Source organism: Actinokineospora sp. UTMC 2448, from assembly GCF_024760565.1.
In the GTDB taxonomy this organism is placed as follows: domain Bacteria; phylum Actinomycetota; class Actinomycetes; order Mycobacteriales; family Pseudonocardiaceae; genus Actinokineospora; species Actinokineospora fastidiosa.
On sequence record NZ_CP031087.1, the window covers coordinates 2095438 to 2116493 of the forward strand.

The window sequence follows — 21056 nt, forward strand, 5'->3', positions numbered from 1 at the left end:
GTCCCCCGGACGGCCCAAGCCCCGATCTCAGGCGGCGAGGGCCTTCTCGATGGTCACCGCGACCGCGGGCGCGCCGTCGCGGCCGCCGCCCGCCACCCCGCCCTCGGCGATCTTGTCCAGCACCGCGAGGCTCGCCTCGTCCAGCGTCGCGAAGACCGCGTAGGTCGGAGGCAGCGTCGAATCGGCGTACACGAGGAAGAACTGGCTGCCGCCGCTGTGCGGCTCGCCCGTGTTGGCCATGGCGACGGTGCCGCGCGGGTAGGTCACGTAGCCCGCCGTGCTCGCGGGCTTGAGGTCCGTCGGGTTCTCGTCCGGCAGCGTGTAGCCCGGGCCGCCGGAACCCGTGCCGGTCGGGTCGCCGCACTGGAGCACGGACAGGGTCTCGGCCTTGGTCATGCGGTGGCACGGGGAGCCGGTGTAGAAGCCGGACGTGGCCAGGTGCGAGATGCTCGCCGTGGTGCACGGCGTCGCGCGCGACATCGCCATGGTGATCTCGCCGTGGTTGGTCAGCAGGATCACCACGTCCGGGGCGGCGACGCCGGACGGCAGGCCGACGTCCCTGCCGTCCGCGGGCGGGTCCTCGGGGGTCGGGCGGTAGTCGCAGGACGCCGAGGTGGTGGCGACCGTGGTCGTAGTCGCGGTTGTCGCGGCGGACGCCGCGGCGCTGTCCGGAGTGGACGCGTCACAGCCCGCCGCGCAGGCCAGCAGCGCGACGGCCATGACGAACCGCACTCTCACGCGACCTCGACGCCGCTGATCACGACCTCGGCCGAGGGCTTGCCGTCGCCCGGCATGCCCTCGGAGACCGTGCCCGCCTTGGCGATCTCGTCGACCACCGCCATGCTCGCGGCGTCGATGCTGCCGAAGACGGTGTAGTTCGGCGGGATCTCGCAGGCGCCGTAGACGATGAAGAACTGGCTGCCGTTGGTGCCGTTGCCGTCCGATCCGGTGCCCGCGTTGGCCATGGCCAGCATGCCGCGCCCGTACTCGAGTTCGGGGAACACCTCGTCGTCGAAGGTGTAGCCGGGGCCGCCGCTGCCCGTTCCGGTCGGGTCGCCGCACTGCAGGACCTGCAGCGACTCCGCCGTCGTCAGGCGGTGGCACGTCGTGTCGTCGTAGTAGCCCTGCTTGGCGAGGCTGACGAAGTTGTTCACCGCGCACGGGGCGAGCGCGCGGTCCAGCGTGACCGCCACGTCGCCGCCGCCGAGCGCGATGGTCGCGGCCGCGGTGCCCTGCGCGGACACGCCGGTCGCGGGCGGGGCGTCGACGTCCTTGGCCGGTGCCGCGCCCTGCTCCGTCCGGTACTCGCAGTCGACCTTGGCCGGGAGCGCCGTGGTCCGCTTGGGCATCGGCGCCAGTTCCGTCGGGATGCTCGCCGGGACGTCCACGTCACCCGCGGGCGCGGTGCTCGTCGTGGTCCTCTCGGTCGTGGTCCGCTCGGTGGTCGACCCCGACCCGCTGGCGCTGCCGGACACGGTGGACGCGCAGGCGGTCAGCGCCGCCGCGCCGCAGAGCAGCGCGGCGGCCAGGCCGACCCGGGGCGCGATCACGCGATCTCGACCGCGGTGATCGCCACCTCGGTCTTGGGCTTGCCGTCCCCGGGCATGCCCTGGGAGATGGTGCCCGCCTTGGCGATCTCGTCGATCACCTTCATGCTCTCGGCGTCGATGCTGCCGAAGACGGTGTAGTCCGGGGGCAGCTCGGCGGAGCCGTAGACGATGAAGAACTGGCTGCCGTTGGTGCCCTCGCCCTTCTTGGTGCCGCCCGCGTTCGCCATGGCCAGGATGCCGCGGCCGTACTTGATCTCCGGGAAGGTCTCGTTGTCGAAGACGTAGCCGGGGCCGCCGCTGCCGGTGCCGGTCGGGTCGCCGCACTGCAGGACCTGCAGGCCCTCGCCGGTGGTCAGGCGGTGGCAGGGGGCGTCGGCGAAGTAGCCCTGCTTGGCGAGGCTCACGAAGCTGTTCACGGTGCACGGCGCCAGGGCGCGGTCCAGCGTTGCCTTCACGTCGCCCGTCGAGAGCTTGATGGTGGCCTGCACGGTGCCCGTCGCGGACACGTCCGCGGTCGGCGGGGCGTCGACCTCCTTGGCGGGCTCGGCGCCCTCCTCGGTGCGGTACTCGCAGGTCGTCGTCGCGGGCAGCGCCTTGGGCCGCTTGGGCACCGCCGCCAGCTCCGTCGGGATGCTCGCGGGCACGTCCGGCGTCGCCTCGGGCGCGGTGGTGTCGGTCTGCGCCGCCGGGTCGGTGGTGTCGTCGCCGCCGATCGTGGTGAGCCAATAGATCAGCCCCACGACGAGCACGACGCCGATGACGGTGGCGCCGACGGCGAAGATGCGCCGCTTCTTGGCGCGCTCAGCCCGGCGGACCATCTGGCGTTCCAGCTTCCGCTTCGCCGCTTCCCGGCGCTGCTGGTTGGTCGGCACCTGGCACCCTCCCGTGACGTGATCCCTGGCAGGCGCGCAGTCTAGGGGGCACCGGGGTAAGAACAGCGTGGGAGGTCGCCCCGACTAGGCTCGCGCGGAGAGGAAATCGGCTCCCGGAGGTCCGCCCGTGCTCGTCGTCGGCTTCCCCGCCGGTGCTTTCCAGACCAACTGCTACCTGGTCGCCGCGGGCGATGGGGCGCCCTGCGTGATCGTCGACCCAGGTCAGGAGGCCGAGGCGGGCGTCGCGGAGGCGATCGCCAAGTACCGGCTGTCCCCGGTCGCGGTCGTGCTGACCCACGGCCACCTCGACCACACGTTCTCGGTGACGCCGGTCTGCGACGGCAACGACATCCCCGCCTGGATCCACCCCGAGGACCGCGTGCTGCTGTCGGACCCGATGCTCGGGATGAGCAAGGAGGCCGCCGCGTTCTTCGGCGAGCTGGCGATGCGCGAGCCCGCCGAGGTCCGGGAGATGACCGACGGCGCGGAACTGGACCTCGCGGGCCTGACGCTCACCGTCGACCACACCCCCGGCCACACCCGGGGCTCGGTCACCTTCCGCACCGCGACCGAGGAGGGCGGCGAGCTGATGTTCGCGGGCGACACCCTCTTCGCCGGGTCCATCGGCCGCACCGACCTGCCCGGCGGGTCGATGGCGGAGATGACCGAGTCGCTGCGCACCAAGATCCTCCCGCTGCCCGACGACACCGTGGTGCTGCCCGGGCACGGCCCGGCGACCACGATCGGCCGCGAGCGGGCGAGCAACCCGTTCCTCACCGGCATGATCGACCTGTCCGACCCGGGGTCGGCGCACCGCGGCCGGGGCCGGGGCATCTGATGGAGGCCGTCCCGCTCAGCGTCCCGACCCGGCAGACCCGGCGCGGCTGCGCGACGGCGGTCGTCGCCCTGCTCGGCGTGGGGGTCGGCGCGGTCGTCGGGCTGGTCGTGGGGCTCATCGCGGGGTCGACGGCCGGTTTGACCACGGGTCTGGTGACCGCGGCCGTGCTGGTGGCCGTGTTCCTGCTCGTCTCGTGGGCAGCAGGGCGAAGGCGGCTGACGCTGGAGGGCACGACGGTCGTCGCCCGCACCATCGGCAGCAAGTCCGTCGACCTGCGGCACGCCGACCGCATCGAGCTGCTGGTCAGCGACGTGCGCGGCATGCGGACGGTCAGCGTGCTGGTCGCGCAGGGCAGGCGCACGATCAACATCACGCTGGCGGTGTACGCCGGGACCGGCGGGCGCGAGCTGGGCATCCTCGCGCTGCGCAGGCTGGCCGACGCGATGGCCGCCAGCGAGCACTCGGCGGGCCTGGTGTTCTCCCAGCTCCTGGTCGCCCAGCTGCGGGCGGAGGCCAAGGGCGAGGCCGCGCCGGAGCGGCCGCTCTACCAGCTGGCGGCGGCCGCCCCGCAGGGCAAGCTCGCCCAGCGGCTCAGCGGCGACGCCGTCACCCGGTTCGTGGCGTCGCTGGACTGACCTCGCGCACGGCGACCAGGGCCGCCAGCGCGGTCGTCACGGGCACGGCGGCCACGAGGCCGATGCTGCCCACCAGGGTCCGCACGATCTCCTGGGCGATGTCCTGGGACCCCAGGATCGCGCCCGCGCCGACGCCGGAGACCGACGAGTAGAGCAGCAGCGGCAGGGCGGCGCCCGCGTACGCCATGACGAGCGTGTTCACCGCGGAGGCGACGTGGTCGCGGCCGATGCGCACCCCGGCGGCGTACAGCTCCCGCCATCCCAGGGACGGGTTGGCCGCGCGGAGCTCCCACACGGCGCTGGTCTGGGTCACGGTCACGTCGTCGAGCACGCCCAGGGCGCCGATGACGATGCCCGCCAGCAGCAGCCCGCGCGTGTCCACCTCGCGCCCGAGGACGCCCACCAGCGTCGCGGTCTCCTCGTCCAGCCCGGTCAGCGCCGCGAACGCGGAGAACAGGGCGCTGAGCGCCCCGATCAGGGCGAGGCTGACCATCGTCCCGAGCACCGCGGTCGACGTCCGCGCCGAGAACCCGTGCGTCAGGTACAGGACCGCGAACATGATCACGCCCGCCGCCGTGATGCCCACCAGCAGCGGGTTCTCCCCGCGCACGATGGCGGGCAGCACGAAGACGACCAGCACCCCGATGCTCACCCCGAGCGCGGCGAGCGCGGACAGCCCCTTCCACCGGGCCAGCGCGATGACGGCCATCGCGAACACCGCGGCCAGCAGGACCAGCGGAAACCCGCGCTGGAAGTCGACGACCTGGTAGGACTGCCCGCTCAACGGCTCGCCGCCGTTGTAGGCGAGCACGACGTCGTCCCCCACGGCGAAGCGGGGGGTGCTCGGCTCCAGCGGCACGGTGGTGCGGATGTCGCTACCCGCCCCCGCCCCTTCGGTGAGCTGGACGGTGAGCGTGAGGCAGTCGGTGCCCCCCACGTCCCCCTCGGAGCACGGCCCCGCCTGCGCGGCCGTCACGGTCCCGTCGATCGGGGTCAACCCGGAACTGCTGACCGCGGGCGCGTCCCCGGTGGGGAACAACAGCACCAACCCGACCAGCGAGGCCAGGGCGAAGGGGGTGAGGAGGATGGCCAGCAGCTGCCGCACGCGAGTGGACGCCGGAGTGGCCGGTCCATGGCCGTGTCCGTGCCCGGTGGGCAGGGGAGGGGAGTCCGCCCCCCGGTCCTCGTCGTCGGCAGGCTCACCAGGAGCCTCGGCGCCCGCCGGACGTGCCGCAGGGCCGGAGCGTCCCGTGGCCCGGCGCTGCGGCGATTCAGCAGCCCCACCCGGCGCGGGCTCGGAGGAGCCGCTTTCGTCCCATCGGTTGCCGGGCGGTTCTGCGCCGGGCCTGCGCGGTGGGGGTTGGGCGGCGCTTTCGAACCAGTCGCCGGCAGGCGGCTCGCCGGCTGACCTGCGCGGGGCGGGGTCGGAGGAACCGCCATCAGACCAGCGACTGGGCGGCTCTGCACCGGAGTCTTGCCATGCGGGTTCGGAGCCGCCTTCGGCCCAGCCGGGCGGTTCGGCGCCGGACCCGTGGGACGGGGGTTGGGCAGCGCTTGCGAACCAGCTTCCAGCGACTGGTTCGTCGGCTGGCCCGCGGGGCGGGGGTTCGGGCGAGCGGTCCTCGGGCCAGTGGCCGGTGGGTGGTTCGGCGCCGGGTGTGTGGGGCGTGGGTCCGGAGGTGCCGCCTTCGGACCAGCGGGTGGCCGAAGGGTCGGCGGCTGGTCCACGCGCGTGCCTGCCTCCGCTGCGCTGCTGACCGCCAGTCGCGTGCTGGCCGCTGGTGGGGTGTGTGCCGCTTGTCGGGTGCGGGCCGCTGGCGGGGTGCGGTCCGCCGATGGGGTGCGGTCCGCCGGTGGAGTGTGTGCCGCTGGTGGGGTGCTGGCCGCTGGTGGGGTGCTGGCCGCTGGTGGAGTGTGTGCCGCCTGTCGGGTGTGGGCCGTTGGTGGGGTGCGGGCTGCCGGAGGGCGGGTTCGGGACGCGGGGGATGGGGTGGGTGGGCCAGTCGTCCACGCTGGTCATCCTTCCTCGGTCGCCGGGGTGAGCGGGGGCGCCCAGCGCAGGTGGGTGCGCATGGCCTCGGCGCACGCGCGGGCGGCGCGGCGCAGTCGGTGGCGCGGTGTTCCCGACAGCAGTACCCACGGCACGCCCCGATCGCGCAGGGCGCTGGCGAAACGGGCGGTCATCCACGCGCGCAGGTGCTCGCCGTCGCGCCAGCCGTCCTGCTCGAAGGGGACGCCGACGTGGTCGGTCAGCAGGTACAGCGCGGGCGTGCGGGACGGGATCGGCAGCGCGCACGGCCTGCCCAGGTACCGCTCCGCCCACACCGTCGCCGCCCAGGCGTCGTTGTCGCACACGAGCAGGGGGCCCTGGCCCGCCGCCGCGTCCTCGGCCGCCGACTGGCGCAGCGCCACGTCGACGAAGTCCCCGTCGGTCCACACCAGCTCGTCCAGCCCGGGCGGGGCCGCCTTCTCCAGCTCGCGGGCCGCCGCCAGCTTGCGCTCGGTGTGCTCGCGCCCGTACTCCCCGACCCACGGCGCGCCGAAGTGCTCGGCCAGGGCACGGGACAGCGTCGTCGTCCCCGTCGACTCCGCGCCCACGACCACCACCCGCACCGCCAGCCCCGCCCGGGTCGACGACGCCAGGTCGCCCCACCGGCCCACGGGGTCGCGCCGCACCGCCGTCCCCGACACCGACAGCCGCTCCACCCGGACGTGGGCGGCCCCCAGCCGCGCGGCCAGCTCCGGCCCGTAGTCCTCGCCGCTGAACACCGCGTCCACCACCGGAGATCCGCCGTCGGCCATCGCCCGGCGCGCCAGCACCGCCCGGATCACGCCCAGGTGCGCTTCCCACACGGCGTCATCGTGGAAGTCGATCGGGTGGTCGTCGAGGTCCCCGAGCACCATCACGCCCGGGTCGCCCGCGTGCTCGGCCGACAGCCACGACACCCGGTCCGGGATGGACATCGACTCCACCGACGCCCCCAGCATGGCCACCGTGGTCCGCTCCGACACCGCCGCCGCCGACCGGATCAGGTGGTGGTGCCCGCGGTGCGGCGGGTAGAACTTGCCCACCACCAGCGCGTGCCGGAACCTCACGCCGCCACCGGCGAGCGCAGGTCCGCCGACCACCGCCGCAGGCCGTTGACGCAGAGCGCCATGAATCCGATGTAGAGGATCGCGGTCAGCCACAGCTCCTTGTACCCGTACAGCGGCACGTAGATCACGTCGGCCGCGATCCACAGCCACCAGCACTCGACCTTCTTGCGCGCCTGCCCCCAGGTGGCCAACAGCGACAGCACCGTGGTGACAGCGTCCCAGAACGGCACGGTCGAATCCGTGGCCACCACGAGGATCCACGTCAACAGCGCCGTGCCCGCTACCCCGACCGCGGCGAGCGCCTGCCACTCCCGCACCGACGTCCGGGTCACCGGCAGCGTGCCGCTCGCGTCGCCGCCGCGCAGCCACTTCCACCAGCCGAATACCGCCAACGCGAGGTACACCACCTGCAGCCACGCGTCCGCATACAGCCCCGCGGTGATGAACAGCGCGAAGAACGCGACGTTGTTGACCATCCCGATCGGCCAGTTCCACGGGTTCTGCCTGGCCACCAGCCAGACGCACAGCGCCCCGGTGAGGAACCCGATCACCTCCATCCGGGAGGTGGGCGCGCCGAACAGGGTGAACGCCGTGGCCCGCAGCGGGTCGAGCACCTGATCGAGTGACACGGCCGCAGCCTACGGGCACTTGCCATGATCTCGAACATGTGTTCGACTGTGGGCGTGCGATGGGACGGGCAGCGGGTCGATCGGGGCGGCGAGCCCGCCCTGCCGGGGATTCCCGGGCTGGTGCGCAGCGTGCGCGCCCCGGAGTTCGCGGACACGGTGTTCCACGAGGTCCTGGCCAAGTCGGTGCTCAACAGACTCCCCGACGGCGCGCCGATGCCGTTCCGCTGGACGGTCAACCCGTACCGCGGCTGCACCCACGCCTGCAGCTACTGCCTGCACGGCGACACCCCGGTGCTGATGGCCGACGGCACGGTCAAGCCGATCTCCAGGTTGGTCGTCGGCGACCGCATCTACGGCACCGAGCGGCGCGGCAGCTACCGCCACTACGTGCCCACGGAGGTGCTCGCGCACTGGTCGACGGTCAAGCCCGCCTACCGGGTCACCCTGGCCGACGGCACCGCGCTCATCGCCAGCGGCGACCACCGGTTCCTCACCGAGCGCGGCTGGAAGCACGTCACCGGCGACATGGTCGGCGGCAACCGCCGCCCGCACCTGACCACCGGCAACAAGCTGATGGGCACCGGCCGCTTCGCGCTGCCGCCCAAGGACACCGCCGACTACCGCCGCGGCTACCTCGCCGGGGTCGCCCGCGGCGACGGCGGCCCGGCCGCGCTGGACCAGGCCGCCGCCCGCGTGGTCGAGTACCTCGACAGCGAGCTGGGCGTGAGCCTGCCCGTGCCATGGCCGCGAACCCCGACCGACGAGTGGCGCAAGGGCCTGCTCGCGGGCGTGTTCGACGCCGACGGCACCTACGCCAACCGCATCGTCCGCCTGCCCAACCTCGGCGCCCGCGCGCTGGCCGCGGTCACCGAGGCGCTGACCGTCTTCGGCTTCCGGCACGCGATCGAGCTGCGCAGGGCCCCGGACGGCAAGGCGTGCGTGCGCGTCGACGGCGGCCTGGCCGAGCACCTGCGCCTGTTCCACACCATCGACCCGGCGGTCACCGCCAAGCGGGCCATCGACGGCGCGGCCATCAAGTCCGACGTCGACCTCAAGGTGGTCTCGGTGGCCCCGCTGGGCCTCGAACTGCCCCTGTACGACATCACCACGGGCACCGGCGACTTCATCGCCAACGGCGTGGTGAGCCACAACTGCTTCGCCAGGCAGACGGCCTTTCGCGCTGCAGTCGTGGACTGAGGGGTTTGTGTCTGGACGGACACGTCCGGTCGACGTACTGAAACGCGCCACTGACCACTATCCTCCGACCCGGCCAGCCCGGCGCGGACCGCGTGTCCAGTCGCCGACCACCGCGCTTGGGAGGTTCGTTGCCGAAGGTGCCTGGCGCTCGCAGACCCAGCCGTGCGGCGGTCAACGCGTTGCGGACGCTTCTGGAGCGACACGATCACATCGTTCAGGAGGTGGACGGCCAGAACGACTTCGGCGAGGACCAACACGTCACGTTCACCGAGGACGGTGAGGTTACCGGCGACCTGGTCAAGATCCAGGTCAAGGGTGGCCGTTCGTGGCGCAGGGCCGACGGATACGCCGTGCCGATTGGTGACCACGGCCGCACCTGGGCTGATGGGAACCTCCCAGTGCTCTGCGTTGTGCATGACCCGGACACCGGTGGTCTCTACTGGGCCAATGCCACCAAGCAACTGCTGGCGGCTCGACGCCAAGGCGAGTTGCTCAAGACGATCACCATCAGCCCCGACCAGGAGTTGAACGACGAATCCATCGCGGATTTCGTTGCCGAGGTCAGAGGGTACCTAAGCCGCTATCGGGGCAACCGGATTATCCAAGCCCAGCTGGGTGAGATGGCGGGCGTCGAGTTCGGTCCATCGGACATCGTGCAGCACCATGTGAACGTGCATGGCGAGGATTTGATCTTCTGGCAGCGCCGGGGTGAGGGATTCGCAATGCTGCTCCACAGGGACCTCGACTGGCACCCGGAGCGCATCGGCCCTGAGCATTTCCATCCCAACGGGCGCCCAAATCTGCTTCCCGGCGTGCCCGTCGTGGGGAACACGATACTGAGCAGGGCGGAGGCGCAGTGGTTGGCAGCCTGCTTCGACGCGGCTCAGCGAGCCCGCAAACCTGCCGTTGACGATCCGCCGCTCCACACCAACGTCGTTGCCGGCGACAACTACGTGTCCAGCCGGTTGAACACCATCTCCGGATCGAACCCGATTCGTTGACCCGGTCGATCCAGATGCTCCGCACCGAAACCGAGACCGACCACGACCTGGATGACGTCGCCACGGAGTCGGAGTCGGATGCCGAGGCATACGCCGAAGCGCTCTCGAAACTGTGGCACGAACTGTCGGACAAGGCGCGCAGGCTGGTCACGTTCTACCTGGTCAAAGAGGTGCACGCGGGTTCCCCCGCGCTGCCGATCGACGAGCAGTTCCGAATCACCTGGCGATTCCCCCCCGGCCGACCGACGAATACGGATTCGACGCGCGGGTCGGGCAGCCGAGTACTCGCAAGTCGTCGCACCGAGAACTCGTGCCCCTTGCAAGCTCAGGCCGGGCGACCGGATCTACTGGCTGAGCAAATACGGGAGCGAACGCGGCCGGAACGTGGCGGCCGTCTGGGATTCCGAAGACACCCCGGCGCCGTCTGCGTGCTTTTCGATCGGCTGATGCTCGGAGACACCTTCTGGCCAGAGGAGTTCTTCGTCCGGAAGGTGTCCGCCAAGCCGCAGTGACGGGTCGACAGCAGCAACTGCCGAGGATCCGGGAATATCCCTCACGGATCGCTGGGCCACTTGTCCGAGACGTCTTCCCGGACTTCGTCGCCGAGTTGGCCGCCCTCTTGTGGAATGCAGGCGAACCCGAGTTGGCTGTCAGTGTGAGGGGCCTTCGATTGGTTGGAAGGTGCGGCTGCGGCGATGACTTTTGTCAGAGCATTCGGACGGCAGATCATCCGGAAGGGCAGCCGTTTGGGGCTGGCCATGGGTGCGTGAACTCAATGCCGTCGAAAGGCATTTTGGTTCTGGACGTCGTGGACGACCGGATCATGTATATCGAGATGCTCGATCGACCGCCTTTGGTTTGACGGTTCCGGTTCGCGTGCTGGCCGTTTTTCCTGGTCAATGCCAGTCGGCTACGTCCGGTCGCGGTGGGAGCGAGTCATTGATGCTTGTTTGGGTGTAGAAGCGGGTTGTCTCCCGCTTTGGGTACTTCGAGACGCGTACGCTGGTCAGTCTTGGTGCAGATTCCAAGTCACTCAAGGACTTGTTCGCAGGTCGGATGCCGAACAGTTCGAGATGGGTCAAGCGCGCAAGTCTGGCGAGCGGTTCTAGCGACTTGACAGTGGTGACCTTCCCTGCCCCGTCCCATCCGGGCAGTGTTTCCAGTCGCAAGATGCGCAGCTGCTGGAGGTGGATCAACGGCGTCAGGTCGACGACTTTCGGTAGGTGGACAAGGTGTAGATATTCAAGGCGGCTCAACGCGGCAATTGGGTCAAGGTCCGCATCGGGGTAGGTCGCTACCACCAGTGTCCGCACGTTCGTATAACGGCTCAGATCCTTCAATGTTGCGTAGTTGCAGTGCCACACGCGAACGGCTGTGACACTGGCCGCGTTGTCGTCAGCAGGCAGCGTCTTGGCCTTATCCCTCACGAAGTCGCGAATCACCGTTGCGAGCATAGTGACCACAACGTCGCGGGCGCCGACTTCGACCGCCAGATCGTGGTCAAGGTCAACGCCGCCGAGGTGCTGGCCCGACAGGTGAAGGCGCGCTCCTGGCAGCGCGAGCACGTCGCCATGGGCACCAACACCGACCCGTACCAGCGCGCGGAGGGCCGCTACCGGCTCATGCCGGGCATCATCGCCGCGCTCGCCGACTCCGGCACGCCGTTCTCGATCCTCACCAAGGGCACGGTGCTCGGCCGCGACCTGCCGCTGCTGGCCGACGTCGACGTGCCGGTCAGCCTCGCGGTGTCGATCGCCCTGCTCGACCGCGATCTGCAGCGCACGCTGGAGCCGGGCACGCCCAGCCCGAAGGCCCGGCTCGACCTGGTCCGCCGGATCACCGACGCGGGCCTGCCCTGCGGGGTGATGGTCGCGCCCGTGCTGCCCGGCATCACCGACTCCGCCGAACGGCTCGACGCGCTGCTCGCCGAGATCGCCGCGGCGGGCGCCACGGGCGTCACGATGATCCCGCTGCGGCTGCCGCGCGGGGCGCGCGAGTGGTACCTGGCCTGGCTGGGCCGGGAGCGGCCCGACCTGGTGGCCGCCTACCGCGATCTCTACCGCGGCGGCGCCACCGCGTCCGCGCACTACCGCTCCGCGCTCGCCGAGCGGTTCGCCCCGCTGGCCCGCGCGCACGGGCTCGACCGGGGTATGCCGAGGTCGCAAGCCGTGCCGCCGGTCGAGGGCCCCCGCCAGCTGACGCTTCTGTGAGTACCCTCCGCAGTTGATTGCGTACCGGTACTACGAGACGTACGGATTGTTAGCGCGGCACGCCTCCCGCGATCGTGGTCACCACATGACCATCGCAGGAGGACCGTCGTGGTCTACGCGTTCGACCCGTTCCTCGACGAGGACACCCCACACGGCGACTTCGGGGTCGCGGTGCGGCCGCTGTCGCTGTGCGTCGGGCAGCTCGCCGAGGCCAGCGCGCACATCCGCACCTGGGCGGGACCCGCGCCGCTGCCGCTGACCCTGACCGTGTCCGGCCTGCCGGAGGCGGTGCTGGGGCTGTTCGAGCCGGACTGCCTCGCCGCGGGCGCGGAGAGCAGGCTGACCGTGACCGTGGGGGCGTCGGCCGCCAGGCGCACGTACGCCGTCACGGTCACGGCGACGTGCCCGGACGGCCGGATCGCGCGGGCCTACTTGTCACTGACGATCCGCTGAGGGGTGTCCGCGGAGACCCCTCAGCGGGTGGCGTCAGTCCGGCCACTCCCAGCGCACGCACATGATCCCCGGGCCGAAGTCCAGGGCCACCGCGTGCGCCTTGCCGTCGGGGGAGATCTCCAGCTTGCGCCTGCTGGTCACCTGGTCGTCGGGGTCGGCGGTGTACTGCTCCAGGTACGTGGGCAGCGCGCGCGGGTCGAACCGCAGCTCCAGCACGAACTCCCGCACCGGGCTGGTGAACTTGCGGCAGTAGCTGTCGTCGCCGCGCGAGTAGGGCGGTCCGGGGTGCTGCAGGGCGTAGTCCACGATCGTGGTGTCGCCGCGGCCCAGCGGCCGGTCCAGCAGGATCTCCGCGGCGATCAGGCCCGCGTCCTCGTCCCTGGCCACGCGGCCGATGCGGCAGGTGTCGCCCGCGACGACCCTGGGGAACGGCCTGCCGGGCAGTTCGAGGTCGTAGACCATGATCGTGCGGTCGGCCCCGTCGCGTTCGGCGCGGAAGACCTGGCGCACGCCGATCAGCTTCTCGCCGCGGTCGGCGCCGATCTCCATCCGGTCGTGCTGGCTGAGCTTGGTCAGCGCGGCGTCGGTGGTGAAGTCGATGCGCTTGAGCAGGAGCGCGATCGGCTCGGTGTTGCCCCAGAGAGCCTCGATGGACAGCCGGGAGGACTCGCGGTTGACCCGTCCCCTCGGCCGAGGGGGACCGAGCAGGGCGATCAGCGAGCCGGTGGGCACGCCGAGCACGTCCTCGAGGTGGCCGAGCGCCGCGAGCGACTCCGCCCGCTCCGGCCTGCGTCTTCCCGACTGCCAGTAGCTCAGTGCCGTCACGCTGATCGAGACCCCACGCGCCCGCAGCCGGTACTGGATGCGATCGAGGCTCAACCCGCTGGCCTGGATCGCGGCCCGCAGTGCGGTGGGGAACGCGTCGGCCGCCAGGGACTCCGGCTGTTCTGCCGTCACCGCCTGGCGGACCCTCCCGTTCTGGTGAAGTTCACGAACTGGCTCGCGGGTGATACCGCTACCCATGTTCACTCCCTGGGTTACCCCTTACGCCCTGCGGGTCACACTACGTCGTGGACGCCCCCGTGGGTAGCCGCAGTGTTAATTAATGGGTAACCAAATCGCTGCCAGCGGTGACCGGATAGGGCGAACAGCGGTAAAACTATACGTCCGTTCGGGTGTATAAGACCACCTAAGTGCACCACCCGGCCGAGGGAGAGGCCCCTAGTCGGGTGACGCCGGGGGCGCGGAAACCTGCTGGACGGGCGCGCCGGTCGATTGGCTAGCCTCATGGCCACCCATTACCTGGACTAGGAGCAGCGACGACCGTGATCCGCACCCATGAGGCCGGAACCCTCCGCGCCGAGCACGCCGGGCAGACCGTCACCCTGAGCGGCTGGGTGGCCCGGCGGCGGGATCACGGCGGCGTCATCTTCATCGATCTGCGCGACGCCTCCGGTGTCGCCCAGGTCGTGTTCCGCGAGGGCGAGATGGCCGAGCGCGCCCACCGGCTGCGCGCGGAGTTCTGCGTCCGCGTCGTCGGCGAGGTCGCCGCGCGCCCGGCGGGCAACGAGAACCCGGAGATCGCCACCGGCGCGATCGAGGTGCTGGCCACCGAGCTCGAGGTGCTGAGCGAGGCCGCCCCGCTGCCGTTCCCGATCGACGAGCACCTGACCGTCGGCGAGGAGGCGCGGCTGCGCCACCGCTACCTCGACCTGCGCCGCGGCGGCCCCGCCCGGGCCATGCGCATGCGCAGCGAGGCCAACCGCATCGCCCGCGACGTGCTGCACGGCGAGCGCTTCCTCGAGGTCGAGACCCCGACGCTGACCCGGTCGACCCCCGAGGGCGCGCGCGACTTCCTGGTGCCCGCCCGCCTGCAGCCCGGCTCCTGGTACGCGCTGCCGCAGTCCCCACAGCTGTTCAAGCAGCTGCTCATGGTCGGCGGCCTGGAGCGGTACTACCAGATCGCCCGCTGCTACCGCGACGAGGACTTCCGCGCCGACCGGCAGCCGGAGTTCACCCAGCTCGACATCGAGATGAGCTTCGTCGAGCAGGACGACGTCATCGCCCTGGGCGAGAAGATCATCGGCGCGCTCTGGAAGGAGCTGGCCGAGGTCGAGCTGCCCACGCCGTTCCCGCGCATCAGCTACGCCGACGCCATGTCCCGCTACGGCTCGGACAAGCCGGACCTGCGGTTCGACCTGCAGCTGACCGAGATGACCGAGTACTTCGCCAACACCCCGTTCCGGGTGTTCCAGGCGCCCTACGTCGGCGCCGTGGTCATGCCCGGTGGCGCGTCCCAGCCGCGCAAGCAGCTCGACGCCTGGCAGGAGTGGGCCAAGCAGCGCGGCCACAAGGGCCTGGCGTACGTGCTCGTCGGCGAGGACGGCACGCTCGGCGGCCCGGTCGCCAAGAACCTGTCCGAGACCGAGCGCGAGGGCCTGGCCAAGGCCGCGGGCGCCGAGCCCGGCGACTGCGTCTTCTTCGCCGCGGGCGAGGCCAACTCCGCGCGCGGGCTGCTCGGCGCGGCCCGGCTGGAGATCGGCCACCGCTGCGGGCTGATCGACGAGTCGGCGTGGTCGCTGGTGTGGGTCGTGGACTTCCCGCTGTTCGAGGAGGCCGAGGCCGCCGCGAGCGCGGGCGACGTGGCCGTCGGCAGCGGCCGCTGGACCGCGCTGCACCACGCGTTCACCTCGCCGACCCCGGAGTGGATCGACCGGCTGGAGGAGGACCCGGGCAACGCCCTGGCCTACGCCTACGACCTGGTCTGCAACGGCAACGAGATCGGCGGCGGGTCCATCCGTATCCACCGCAAGGACGTGCAGGAGCGGGTGTTCGCGCTGATGGGCATCGGCGCGGAGGAGGCAAGGGAGAAGTTCGGCTTCCTGCTGGAGGCCTTCGCCTACGGCCCGCCCCCGCACGGCGGCATCGCCTTCGGCTGGGACCGCATCGTCATGCTGCTGGCGGGCGAGCAGTCCATCCGCGACGTCATCGCCTTTCCGAAGACCGGCGGCGGCTACGACCCGCTGACCGGCGCGCCCGCGCCCATCACCGCGGACCAGCGCAAGGAGGCGGGCGTGGACGCCAAGCCGAAGGCGCCCGCGACCGACTGATGCTGCACCTGCGCGCGGTCTGCCCGGCAGACGACGCGTCCGCGGTGCTGTCCGTCCTGCGGACGCACCCGGGCGCGGCGCACCTGGTGCACCTGCCGGGCGCCGCCGTGCACCCGGCGGGCGATGTCATCGAGGCGATGGTGGCCCGCGAGGCGGCCGACGAGATCCTGGCCGCCCTCGCCGGGCTGGGCATCGACCACTGCGGCGGGCTGAGCCTCGAGCAGATCGACGTCGTGCTGTCCGACCAGGCCGACGAGGCCGAGGCGCGCGCGCCCGGCGAGGCCGCCGACGCGGTCGTGTGGGAGAACCTGCTCGCCAAGACCGGCGAGGAGTCCCGGCTCAACGGCACGTTCCTGGCGTTCCTCGTCATCGCCTGCCTGCTCGCCGCGGTCGGGGTGATCACCGACTCGCCGGTGACGATCGTGGGCGCGATGGTCGTCGGCCCGGAGTTCGGTCCGCTGGCAGGCGTGGCCGTCGGGCTGGTCCGCAAGCGGTTCGACCTGGTCAGGCGGGCCGCGCTGGCGCTGGCCGTCGGGTTCCCGCTGGCCATCCTCGTCACCGCGCTCGGCGCCTGGCTGGGCAACGCGGCCGGGCTGTTCGACGCCTCGGCCATCGCCGGGGAGGACCACCAGGTCGACTTCGTCTACGAGGTCGGGCCGTGGTCGCTGATCGTGGCCGTGCTCGCGGGCGCTGCCGGGATGCTGTCGATGACCTCGGCGAAGTCCGCCGCGCTCGTCGGGGTGTTCATCTCGGTGACCACCGTGCCCGCCGCCGGTTACGTGGCCGTCGCCGCCATCCTCGGGCAGTGGGAGCGGATGGGGCAGTCGGCGGCGCAGCTGGCCATCAACCTGGTGGGTATCGTCGCGGCGGCGGCCGCCGTGCTGGTGCTGCGGCGCCGCGCGGCAGGGGACGCCAACCGCCCGCTGTCGCCGGGCTGACACTGGTCCGACCTCGTTATTTCGCCGGGCGGACCTCCCTCTTGATCGATGACCACCAGTACGGTCGCCAGGAGCGCCTGCACGCCGGTCAAGGGAAGAAGACGGAGCGGGAGTAGGGTCGGAGAGGATGACAGTGGAGATCACCACCGATCCGCCCGAGGACAGCCGCGACGCCGCGGAGGCAGAGGTCCTGGCCACTGTCGTCGCCGCGGAGTCGGTGCTCAGCAAGCGGTTCGGCGCGCGCATCCAGCTCGGGGACCCCGAGGACCTCGGCGGCAGCGACCGGTCCGTCGTGCTGCGGGTGAAGGTGGCGGCCAGCCCGTTCTCCCTGCCCCGCACGCTGGCGGTGAAGCGCTACGTGCCGACCGGCGCCGCCCCGCGCGACTCGTGGGTGCGCGAGGCCGTCAGCTACCAGATGTTCAACGCGCTGGCCGCCGAGGACCGCATGTGCCCGGAGCTGTTCGCCCACGACGGCGAGGCCGGGCTGCTGGTGATGGAGGACCTCGGCCGCGCGCCGACGCTGGCCGACAAGCTGCACGGGACCGACTCCCGCGCCGCCGAGGCCGCCCTGCTGTCCTGGGCGCGGTCGCTGGGCCGCCTGCACGCCACGACCGCGGGCCGCGAGGCCGACTTCGACGCCCTGCTGCGCAGGCTCAACCCGCCGACCAACAAGGACCCGCTGTCCGAGGACGGCCCGATCGCCATCGCCGACCTGCCCCGGCTGCTGCTGGCGGAGTTCGGCGTGGCCACCTCCGATGAGGTCATCGGCCACGCCGCGGGCACGCTCAACCTGCTCGACGCCGCCCGCCACCGGGCGTTCAGCCCGTCCGACACCTGCCCGGACAACAACCTGATCACCAGCCGCGGCGTGCGGTTCCTGGACTTCGAGGGCGGCTGCGTCCGCAACATGATGTTCGACGCGGCCGCCATCGCCGTGCCGTTCCCGTCGTGCTGGTGCGCCTTCGCGCTGCCGCCCGGGATGATCGAGGCGATGATCGCGGCGTGGCGCGCCGAGGTCACCGCCATGTGGCCCGACCTCGCCGAGGACTCCGTCCTGCTGCCCCGGCTGCTCGACGCCCACCTCTTCTGGGTGTGGCTGGCGACCTGGCGGCACCTGACCCACCCGTCCGCGGAGCGGGTGGGCTCGCGGCACTCGGGGCCGACGCCGGACCAGGGGCCGCTGCTGGCCGCCCGGTGGACGGGCCTGGCCACCGCCGCGCACCGCGGCGGGGCCGACCACATCGCCGAGCACGCGATCGCCGTCGCCCGCGGGCTGCGGGCCCGCTTCGGCGACACGCCGCTGCCGCTGTACCCGGCGTTCAGCTCCTGAGCAGCCGCCCGAGCGTGGCCAGGACCAGGTCGGCGCGCTCGACGCGGGCGTTGTGGCCCATCAGGCCGATGCGCCACACGGACGCGGCGTAGCGGCCCGCGCCCGCGCCGATCTCGATGTTGTGCTCGGTCAGCAGGATCTGCCGGATCTTGGCCGAGTCGACACCGTCGGGGACGGTGACGGTGGTCAGCTCGGGCAGCCGGTGGCCTTCCTCGGCGAACAGGGTGAGGCCCAGGTCCTGGAGTCCCCGCTGCAGGTGCTCGCCCGCCGCCCGGTGGCGCTCGTAGACCGCTTCCAGGCCCTCATCGAGGATGCGGCCCAGCGCGGCGTGCAGCGACGCGATCAGCGCGACCGGCGCGGTGTGGTGGTAGGTCCGGCCGCCCTGCGAGCCGTCGACGTACGCGCCGATGAGGTTGAGGTCGAGGTACCAGGTCGGCGGGCGCTGCGCGCGCCGCTCCCAGGCGCGCTCGGACACGGTGAACGGGGCGAGGCCGGGGGAGACGCCGAGGCACTTCTGCGTGCCCGCGTAGGCGATGTCGACGCCCCACCCGTCGATGTCGACGGGGATGCCCGCCAGCGAGGTGACGCAGTCGGCCAGGACGAGTGCGCTGTCGGGGGCCGCCGCTGCCAGGGCCGCGATGTCGCTGCGCACGCCGGTCGAGGTCTCGGCGTGCACGGCGGCGATGATCGCCGGGCTCGGGTGCGCCTCGACGACCCGCTGGACGTCGACCGGCTGGCCCCACTCGTGGTCGACCCGCACGACGTCCGCGCCGTAGCGGGCGGCGACGTCGGTCATGCGCTCGCCGAACAGGCCGTTGACGGCGACCACGACGGTGTCGCCGGGGTGCACGAAGTTGGCGAACGCCGCCTCCATGCCGATCGAGCCGGTGCCCGACAGCGGCAGCGTGCGGGCGTTCCCCGTGCGCCAGACGGCGCGCAGGCGCGCGCAGGTCTCGTCCAGGATCCGGAGGAACTCCGGGTCGAGGTGGCCCAGCAGCGGCGCGGCCAGCGCGGCGGTGGCCTCGGGGTAGGGGTTGGACGGGCCGGGGCCCAACAGGGTGCGGTCGACCAGTGGCATGCCCGCACCCTACGTCCGGCGCTCGACCACCGCGCGCACCATCAGCGGGATCAGGTCGCGGCCCCGTCGGCACACCCAGGGGATGCCCCGCACGATCAACCAGGCGATGTGGTGGGCGACGGTGATCCGGCGTCCGCCCTGGCAGACCAGGCTCACCGGGGTGCTGATCGCGCACCCGGTCTCCGCCAGCCGCGCGGCGAAACCCTCGGCGAGCAGCCGGTGCCCCAGCTCGGAGGGGTGCAGCCGATCGACACTCCACACGGCGTGCTCGTACGCGCCCGGGATGGCGTCGAGGTCGAGGAGCCCGGCCTTGGTGTCGGCCTGCACCTGGTCGATGACGTCGTTGAGCTGGTCGATCCGCTTCTTCAGGGCTCGCTTCAGGACTGACGGCATGCGGAAGACCCGTCCGTGGTCGTGATAGCGCGCGAGCACCACCCGAGCCCCGCTCGCTTGCAACCGCGTCACGATGTGCCCGAGGTCCTCCCGCAACCGTGCCGGATCGAAGTCCGACCGCAGCGTGTCGTTCATCCCGGCGATCACGATGGCGGCGTCGGGCCTGCCCTCCAGCACCAGGGGCAACTGCCGCTCCCGCACACACGCGACCCGGGCCCCCTCGAACGCCACGTTGTGCTCCACGGCCCCCAACGCCTCGGCCAGCAGCGCCCCCACCCCGCGCCACCCGCCCGCCACCGGGTCCCCGACCCCAACCCCCGTGGAATCGCCCAACACAGCCAACCGCGTCGCGGTCCAGGTGAGCGGAGTAATCCCCAGCGCCGTCACGCTCACACGATCGAGCCCCCGCCCTCACCACCGGTGAGATCTGGGTGTCGCCAGGTAGACGACCCGCCAAAGAATCAGTGCTCACGTCTCAGCGCTTGCTCCGCACCCCTCCCACCTGCACCTCCCGGCGCCTGGGGCCGGGGTTGGGGGGACGGGAGTGAGCAGGCACCTCGGCGACCTGGTCCAGGCTCAGCGGCAGTTCCTCCGCAGGGCGGGGAAGACGTTCTCTCCGCTGGACACGATCACGTCGTCGTGGCGGCCGGAGACGAACAGGCGGCGGTTGTCAGCCGCTGTCGCCCGTTGGTTCTGTCGCCCGGTTGGTTCTGTGGCCGGTCGGTTCCGTCGCCGGTGCACCCCGACGACACCGTCCCAGCCGGGTTCACCTACCTGGGGCCAGTTCGTCTGTTCCGTGGCCGGTCGTCGTCGCGCCAACCGTTCCGTCGGCACCCGTCGGTCGCTTCGATTGGCGGTTGTTTCGATCGGTGGTCGTTTCGGGTCGCCAGCCGTTTCGATCGGTGGGTGCTTCGATCGGCCGTGCTTTGGGTCGCCAGCTGCTTCCGTCGCGCGTGGGTGTCGGTGCGAGGGTGCCGTTGCGGGCTGCTGCCGTCACCGGTCGCAGGTGGTGCGCCCGGCGGCCTTTCTGCTGTGGAAAGCTTCGCCCCGCCCCTCGGGAAGCTCAGCCAGCGGTGGCGAGAGGACACCACCCGGCGCGTCTCGTGCTGCTTCCTCGCGCGGGCGCGCCGACTTGTCCCGACGCGCTGGCCTTCGTGGCTGGTGTCAGCCGTCGACCATGAATTGGTCGTGGCGGGCGTAGAGGTCCTTCCACTCCTCCGGGGACAGGGTGAGGCCCTTGTCGGCGACCTCGGCCAGTTCCTGGAAGTAGTTCTCCCTCGGCGAGCCGGGGGCGAAGAGGATCAGCATGTCGGCGGGGGCGTCGGAGTCGTTGCGGAAGGCGTGGACGCCGCCCTCGGGGACGAAGAGGAAGTCGCCCGCGGTGGCGTCGATCCACTTCTCGCCGTTGTAGAGGCGGACGGTGCCGTCGAGGACGTAGAACGACTCGGAGAACGTGCGGTGGAAGTGGGCGCTCGGACCGCCCGCCCTCGGGGCCATCTGCCAGCGGAACAGGCCGAACTTGCCGTCGGTGGCGGAGCCGGGGGCGACGAACGTGGCGGTCGACTTCGGGCGGACCAGGGCCTCGATGCCGTCGGCGGGGCGGTAGATCCCGCTGACCTCGCCGGTGTCCCCGCGGTACGGGTCGTCCGTCTGGGCGGATGAGTGGGAACCGAGGTACGACATGTCTCCCCCTGGTGTGTCGGATGTGCCCCGTCATCCTGACACG

The 21056-nt window shown here is 71.7% G+C and carries 21 protein-coding genes; 10 read left to right on the forward strand and 11 right to left on the reverse strand.

Going from position 1 to position 21056, the window contains the following annotated elements; translation table 11 throughout:
- Positions 1 to 27: 27 nt before the first annotated feature.
- The 3 genes from Actkin_RS09940 to Actkin_RS09950 are packed head-to-tail and all read right to left on the reverse strand — an operon-like array spanning position 28 to position 2422.
- Positions 28 to 738 (reverse strand): peptidylprolyl isomerase, encoded by a 711-nt coding sequence (locus Actkin_RS09940; protein WP_309569128.1) that lies wholly within the window; start codon positions 736 to 738, stop codon positions 28 to 30.
- Entirely contained in the window at positions 735 to 1550 is an 816-nt protein-coding gene (locus Actkin_RS09945; RefSeq protein WP_258906820.1) for a peptidylprolyl isomerase, read from the reverse strand. Before Actkin_RS09945 ends, Actkin_RS09940 begins: the two co-directional genes overlap by 4 nt.
- Positions 1547 to 2422 carry a peptidylprolyl isomerase gene (locus tag Actkin_RS09950; RefSeq protein ID WP_189212992.1) on the reverse strand — a complete coding sequence of 292 codons (876 nt, stop codon included), beginning with the start codon at positions 2420 to 2422 and terminating at the stop codon, positions 1547 to 1549. The genes Actkin_RS09945 and Actkin_RS09950 overlap by 4 nt, the downstream gene beginning before the upstream one ends.
- 127 nt (positions 2423 to 2549) lie before the next feature.
- Here Actkin_RS09950 and Actkin_RS09955 point away from each other — a divergent pair, with 127 nt between their 5' ends.
- Together Actkin_RS09955 and Actkin_RS09960 are read left to right on the forward strand one after the other, a co-directional pair.
- A complete protein-coding gene (locus tag Actkin_RS09955; protein ID WP_258906821.1) occupies positions 2550 to 3260 on the forward strand; it encodes an MBL fold metallo-hydrolase in 711 nt (236 codons plus the stop codon).
- Entirely contained in the window at positions 3260 to 3895 is a 636-nt protein-coding gene (locus Actkin_RS09960; RefSeq protein WP_189212990.1) for a hypothetical protein, read from the forward strand. The genes Actkin_RS09955 and Actkin_RS09960 overlap by 1 nt, the downstream gene beginning before the upstream one ends.
- Here Actkin_RS09960 and Actkin_RS09965 read toward each other — a convergent pair.
- The 3 genes from Actkin_RS09965 to pnuC all read right to left on the reverse strand — a co-directional run bounded on the left by Actkin_RS09965 (position 3867) and on the right by pnuC (position 7620).
- On the reverse strand, positions 3867 to 5000 hold the full coding sequence (locus Actkin_RS09965; protein ID WP_396122954.1) for a YibE/F family protein: 1134 nt from the start codon (positions 4998 to 5000) through the stop codon (positions 3867 to 3869). The two genes, Actkin_RS09960 and Actkin_RS09965, sit on opposite strands and share 29 nt — an antisense overlap.
- A 911-nt stretch (positions 5001 to 5911) precedes the next feature.
- Positions 5912 to 6991 carry an AAA family ATPase gene (locus tag Actkin_RS09970; protein ID WP_258906822.1) on the reverse strand — a complete coding sequence of 360 codons (1080 nt, stop codon included), beginning with the start codon at positions 6989 to 6991 and terminating at the stop codon, positions 5912 to 5914.
- Entirely contained in the window at positions 6988 to 7620 is a 633-nt protein-coding gene (gene pnuC, locus Actkin_RS09975) for a nicotinamide riboside transporter PnuC (protein WP_229787836.1), read from the reverse strand. The genes Actkin_RS09970 and pnuC overlap by 4 nt, the downstream gene beginning before the upstream one ends.
- 36 nt (positions 7621 to 7656) lie before the next feature.
- Between pnuC and Actkin_RS09980 the strand changes: the two genes are divergently transcribed.
- From Actkin_RS09980 to Actkin_RS09990, 3 genes are all read left to right on the forward strand, one after another.
- A complete protein-coding gene (locus tag Actkin_RS09980) occupies positions 7657 to 8817 on the forward strand; it encodes an intein-containing protein (protein WP_258906824.1) in 1161 nt (386 codons plus the stop codon).
- 137 nt (positions 8818 to 8954) lie between these two features.
- The gene (locus Actkin_RS09985; protein ID WP_258907896.1) at positions 8955 to 9818 is read left to right on the forward strand and encodes a DUF4365 domain-containing protein; all 864 of its coding nucleotides are present in this window, start codon (positions 8955 to 8957) and stop codon (positions 9816 to 9818) included.
- Positions 9819 to 9832: 14 nt separating this feature from the next.
- Entirely contained in the window at positions 9833 to 10330 is a 498-nt protein-coding gene (locus Actkin_RS09990; RefSeq protein ID WP_258906825.1) for a hypothetical protein, read from the forward strand.
- 384 nt (positions 10331 to 10714) lie between these two features.
- On the opposite strand, the gene Actkin_RS09995 is transcribed toward Actkin_RS09990, so the two are convergent.
- Positions 10715 to 11260 carry a hypothetical protein gene (locus Actkin_RS09995; protein ID WP_258906826.1) on the reverse strand — a complete coding sequence of 182 codons (546 nt, stop codon included), beginning with the start codon at positions 11258 to 11260 and terminating at the stop codon, positions 10715 to 10717.
- A 54-nt stretch (positions 11261 to 11314) separates the two neighbouring features.
- On the opposite strand from Actkin_RS09995, the gene Actkin_RS10000 reads away from it, so the two are divergent.
- Together Actkin_RS10000 and Actkin_RS10005 are read left to right on the forward strand one after the other, a co-directional pair.
- Positions 11315 to 12028 carry a radical SAM protein gene (locus Actkin_RS10000; RefSeq protein WP_258906827.1) on the forward strand — a complete coding sequence of 238 codons (714 nt, stop codon included), beginning with the start codon at positions 11315 to 11317 and terminating at the stop codon, positions 12026 to 12028.
- Positions 12029 to 12136: 108 nt separating this feature from the next.
- Positions 12137 to 12481: a hypothetical protein gene (locus Actkin_RS10005; protein ID WP_258906828.1), complete on the forward strand. Its 345-nt coding sequence runs from the start codon at positions 12137 to 12139 to the stop codon at positions 12479 to 12481.
- 33 nt (positions 12482 to 12514) lie between these two features.
- Here the strand turns inward: Actkin_RS10005 and Actkin_RS10010 are convergent, their stop codons facing one another.
- Positions 12515 to 13438, reverse strand: coding sequence for a helix-turn-helix domain-containing protein (locus tag Actkin_RS10010; protein ID WP_258906829.1), 924 nt, complete (start codon positions 13436 to 13438; stop codon positions 12515 to 12517).
- Between the two features lie 368 nt (positions 13439 to 13806).
- Between Actkin_RS10010 and aspS the strand changes: the two genes are divergently transcribed.
- From aspS to Actkin_RS10025, 3 genes are all read left to right on the forward strand, one after another.
- A complete protein-coding gene (aspS, locus tag Actkin_RS10015) occupies positions 13807 to 15591 on the forward strand; it encodes an aspartate--tRNA ligase (RefSeq protein ID WP_189214382.1) in 1785 nt (594 codons plus the stop codon).
- Entirely contained in the window at positions 15591 to 16529 is a 939-nt protein-coding gene (locus Actkin_RS10020; RefSeq protein WP_258906831.1) for a DUF389 domain-containing protein, read from the forward strand. Before aspS ends, Actkin_RS10020 begins: the two co-directional genes overlap by 1 nt.
- Before the next feature lie 127 nt (positions 16530 to 16656).
- Positions 16657 to 17859: a hypothetical protein gene (locus tag Actkin_RS10025; protein ID WP_189214384.1), complete on the forward strand. Its 1203-nt coding sequence runs from the start codon at positions 16657 to 16659 to the stop codon at positions 17857 to 17859.
- Here the strand turns inward: Actkin_RS10025 and Actkin_RS10030 are convergent.
- From Actkin_RS10030 to Actkin_RS10040, 3 genes are all read right to left on the reverse strand, one after another.
- On the reverse strand, positions 17849 to 18937 hold the full coding sequence (locus Actkin_RS10030; RefSeq protein ID WP_258906832.1) for a pyridoxal-phosphate-dependent aminotransferase family protein: 1089 nt from the start codon (positions 18935 to 18937) through the stop codon (positions 17849 to 17851). The two genes, Actkin_RS10025 and Actkin_RS10030, sit on opposite strands and share 11 nt — an antisense overlap.
- A 9-nt stretch (positions 18938 to 18946) precedes the next feature.
- Complete coding sequence (locus Actkin_RS10035; RefSeq protein ID WP_258906833.1) at positions 18947 to 19717, reverse strand: SGNH/GDSL hydrolase family protein; 771 nt, start codon at positions 19715 to 19717, stop codon at positions 18947 to 18949.
- Between the two features lie 777 nt (positions 19718 to 20494).
- On the reverse strand, positions 20495 to 21013 hold the full coding sequence (locus Actkin_RS10040) for a cupin domain-containing protein (protein WP_258906834.1): 519 nt from the start codon (positions 21011 to 21013) through the stop codon (positions 20495 to 20497).
- Positions 21014 to 21056: the final 43 nt, after the last annotated feature.

Excerpts from the sequence above, each read along its gene's own strand:
- Actkin_RS09990 (WP_258906825.1), top strand. The coding sequence starts at position 9,833 with ATGCTCCGCACCGAAACCGAGACCGACCACGACCTGGATGACGTCGCC.
- Actkin_RS10040 (WP_258906834.1), bottom strand. The coding sequence starts at position 21,013 with ATGTCGTACCTCGGTTCCCACTCATCCGCCCAGACGGACGACCCGTAC.
- Actkin_RS10030 (WP_258906832.1), bottom strand. The coding sequence starts at position 18,937 with ATGCCACTGGTCGACCGCACCCTGTTGGGCCCCGGCCCGTCCAACCCC.
- Actkin_RS09980 (WP_258906824.1), top strand. The coding sequence starts at position 7,657 with ATGTGTTCGACTGTGGGCGTGCGATGGGACGGGCAGCGGGTCGATCGG.
- Actkin_RS10025 (WP_189214384.1), top strand. The coding sequence starts at position 16,657 with ATGACAGTGGAGATCACCACCGATCCGCCCGAGGACAGCCGCGACGCC.
- Actkin_RS09960 (WP_189212990.1), top strand. The coding sequence starts at position 3,260 with ATGGAGGCCGTCCCGCTCAGCGTCCCGACCCGGCAGACCCGGCGCGGC.
- Actkin_RS10020 (WP_258906831.1), top strand. The coding sequence starts at position 15,591 with ATGCTGCACCTGCGCGCGGTCTGCCCGGCAGACGACGCGTCCGCGGTG.